The sequence below is a fragment of the Lutimonas sp. genome (genome assembly GCF_051011215.1).
Classification (GTDB): domain Bacteria; phylum Bacteroidota; class Bacteroidia; order Flavobacteriales; family Flavobacteriaceae; genus Lutimonas.
The window spans coordinates 1-2926 of sequence record NZ_JBPCUJ010000009.1 but is presented as its reverse complement, the minus strand read 5'-3'; the positions used below and the strand labels follow the sequence as shown (position 1 = coordinate 2926).

Here is a 2926-nt window from a genome sequence, read left to right as displayed (position 1 = left end):
TTACCGCTCATTTTGAAACCGACCGGAAAAGGAAAATTAAGCAAAAGAGATGGTGACAAACTTGGATTTCCTGTATTTCCTTTAGCTTATACCAACGAAGAAACTGGAGAAGTTTCAGCGGGATATAGAGAAGATGGGTATTTCTCTGAGGCCTTCATTAATATGTTGGCATTTTTGGGGTGGAACCCAGGAACAGAACAAGAGTTATTTTCTTTAGTTGAATTGGTTGAAGCTTTTGATATCCTTAAAGTCGGTAAATCAGGTGCTAAGTTTGATGCGGAAAAAACCAAGTGGTTTCAACATCAATATTTGATTAAAACTTCTGATGAAGAAATTGCGGCTTTATTCATGCCAATTCTTGAAACACGTTTAGAAAGCACGTTTGATAAAGAACTTGACGCTGACTATATCACAAACGTTGTTGGTTTGATTAAAGAAAGGGCCACTTTTGTAGAAGACCTTTGGGGTTTAGGAAGTTTCTTCTTTGTGGCTCCTGAAGAGTATGATGCAAAAGCGACCAAAAAGAACTGGAAAGAAGGTACTTCAGAACTAATGATGGAATTAGCTTTAACTATTGAAAATATGGAGAGCTATGAGGCCCAAACTATAGAATCTTCAATTAAAGATTGGATTACTTCAAAAGAAATTGGTTTTGGAAAAGTGATGCAACCCTTAAGATTAAGTCTGGTTGGTGCTTTAAAAGGCCCTCATTTGTCAGATATTGCTTTTTTGATAGGGAAAGACGAAACTGTGAGAAGAATTCGCTCAGCGGTCGAAAAACTAGGTTAAATTTTAAATTTCGATCTGTACATTGTAGTTTTTTAAGGTTTCAGCATAATTATCAGGAATAAAATTTTTCTTGCTGAATTCTGTTTTTCGGTTATTCCTGTGATTTATATGTTCAATGGATCTTAAAAACCTTCTCAAATCTTCTTTGTTTGAAATTATCAAACCAGGTACTTTGGTGCTTTTTCCATTTTCATCTTTCGCTACCATAGAAAAATAAGAAGAATTACAATGTTTTTCTTCACCTGTCTGGATATTTTGAGAAACCACCCTGATACCAACCACCATTGATGAATTTCCAACATAATTTACCTTGGCTTTCAGCGTAACTAATTGCCCAACTTCAATAGGGCTCAAAAAATCCACACGGTTTACAGAGGCAGTAACACAGTACTGACCGCTAAATTTTGAGGCTGCCGTAAAGGCGGTTTTGTCCATCAATGAAAGAATAAACCCTCCGTGAATCTTTCCACTAAAATTAGAATGTGAAGGCAACATTAGTTCTGTAAGAACAATTTCCGATTCTTTAGTTGTTTTAAACACTTGATCACTCATTTGACAGTTCTTTTCTATCCTTTAAAACTTCCACTTCTTTCACATAGTATTTGGTATCTCCAAGCCAGAAAAAAGTTCCAAATCTTTCGATATACGTTACTTTAACCCTCTTTCCCTGAAATTCCTTTAGTTTATCCAAAACTTCAGTATCGCTTTTCTGTACTGAAAAATTGAATTGTTGTTCTTCGGAAACCCCTTGGCTCAATCTTCCTTCCCAGGTTTTAAATATCAATCCTCTTTTTGATATTTTTATCAATTCTCCTGCCCTGTATCCTTCACTAAAAGTTACAAAATAAATAAAACAAATATAGACGATAAACACGATTACTATGGAAACTCCGGCGTATGTAAGAAATCTTTTCATAATTGATTTTATGATTAAAAACTCAAAAATAGTAAATATAAAGTCTAAAAGCCTGAAAGTCTAAAAATGAAATTATTATTCGTAACTTTCGTAATCATTTTATACTTAAAAATTCTTGTTATGATTACTATGATTCCCATTGCTTTAATTACAATTATTTTGATCTTTTTAGGTCTGTTTATGGTAAAACAACAAACCGCTTTTATCATTGAAAGATTCGGAAAATATCAAAGTATTCGATTTGCCGGTCTTCAGATTAAAATTCCATTTATTGACAGAATTGCCGCCCGTTTGAGTTTGAGAATTCAACAATTGGATGTGGTCGTAGAAACGAAAACCCAGGATGACGTTTTTGTACAATTAAAGATTTCAGTTCAATACCAAATCTTAAGAGATAAGGTGTACGATGCTTATTATAAATTACAAAATCCGCATGAGCAATTAACAGCATATATTTTTGACCTGGTCCGCGCCGAAATTCCAAAAATGATTCTCGACGATGTCTTTGAAAAGAAAGATGATGTGGCCTTCGCGGTAAAAAGAGACTTAAAAGAAGCGATGCTGGAGTATGGTTATGACATTGTAAAAGCACTGGTGACAGATATTGATCCGGATTCATCCGTGAAGGAGGCGATGAACCGTATTAATGCTGCAGAAAGAGAAAAACTGGCTGCTCAACACGAAGGAGATGCACAACGAATATTAATTGTTGAAAGAGCAAAGGCTGAAGCCGAAAGTAAACGCTTACAAGGAAAAGGTATTGCTGACCAAAGAAGAGAAATTGCAAGAGGACTTGAAGAAAGTGTGGACACGCTGAATAAAGCTGGAATTAATCCACAGGAAGCTTCAGCGCTGATTGTAATTACGCAGCATTATGATACTTTGCAATCTATAGGAGCAGACAGCAGTTCTAATCTGATTTTATTACCCAATAATCCGAATGCGGCAAGTTCTATGTTAAATGATATGACCGCTTCTTTATTGGCTGCCAATAAAATCAAGGAGATGGAGGATAACAAAAAGAAATAATCTGATTCAAAGAAACCTTTTCTAAAAAAGAAAAACCTCAAATAGTGCTATTTGAGGTTTTTTTATATCTATAATAAAGGAATTATTTTTTCTCTTTTGCTTTTTGAGCTTCTTCTTCCTCATTCGTGGCATTCTTAAATTCTTTAATGCCTGTCCCTAATCCTTTCATCAATTCAGGTAGTTTCTTACCTC

At 34.8% G+C, this 2926-nt stretch carries 5 protein-coding genes; 2 read left to right on the top strand and 3 right to left on the bottom strand.

The window, feature by feature from the left end:
* Positions 1-789: glutamate--tRNA ligase family protein (locus ACR2MV_RS01295; protein ID WP_434020064.1), on the top strand; the 789-nt coding region annotated here is incomplete at its 5' end.
* A gap of 3 nt (positions 790-792) precedes the next feature.
* Here the strand turns inward: ACR2MV_RS01295 and ACR2MV_RS01290 are convergent.
* Together ACR2MV_RS01290 and ACR2MV_RS01285 are read right to left on the bottom strand one after the other, a co-directional pair.
* Complete coding sequence (locus ACR2MV_RS01290) at positions 793-1341, bottom strand: acyl-CoA thioesterase (protein WP_434020063.1); 549 nt, start codon at positions 1339-1341, stop codon at positions 793-795.
* A complete protein-coding gene (locus tag ACR2MV_RS01285; RefSeq protein ID WP_434020062.1) occupies positions 1334-1705 on the bottom strand; it encodes a 6-phosphogluconate dehydrogenase in 372 nt (123 codons plus the stop codon). Before ACR2MV_RS01285 ends, ACR2MV_RS01290 begins: the two co-directional genes overlap by 8 nt.
* Before the next feature lie 120 nt (positions 1706-1825).
* Here ACR2MV_RS01285 and ACR2MV_RS01280 point away from each other — a divergent pair, with 120 nt between their 5' ends.
* Positions 1826-2734: an SPFH domain-containing protein gene (locus ACR2MV_RS01280; protein ID WP_434020061.1), complete on the top strand. Its 909-nt coding sequence runs from the start codon at positions 1826-1828 to the stop codon at positions 2732-2734.
* A gap of 82 nt (positions 2735-2816) precedes the next feature.
* Here ACR2MV_RS01280 and ACR2MV_RS01275 read toward each other — a convergent pair.
* On the bottom strand, positions 2817-2926 hold a 110-nt coding region (locus ACR2MV_RS01275; protein WP_434020065.1), incomplete at its 5' end, for a twin-arginine translocase TatA/TatE family subunit.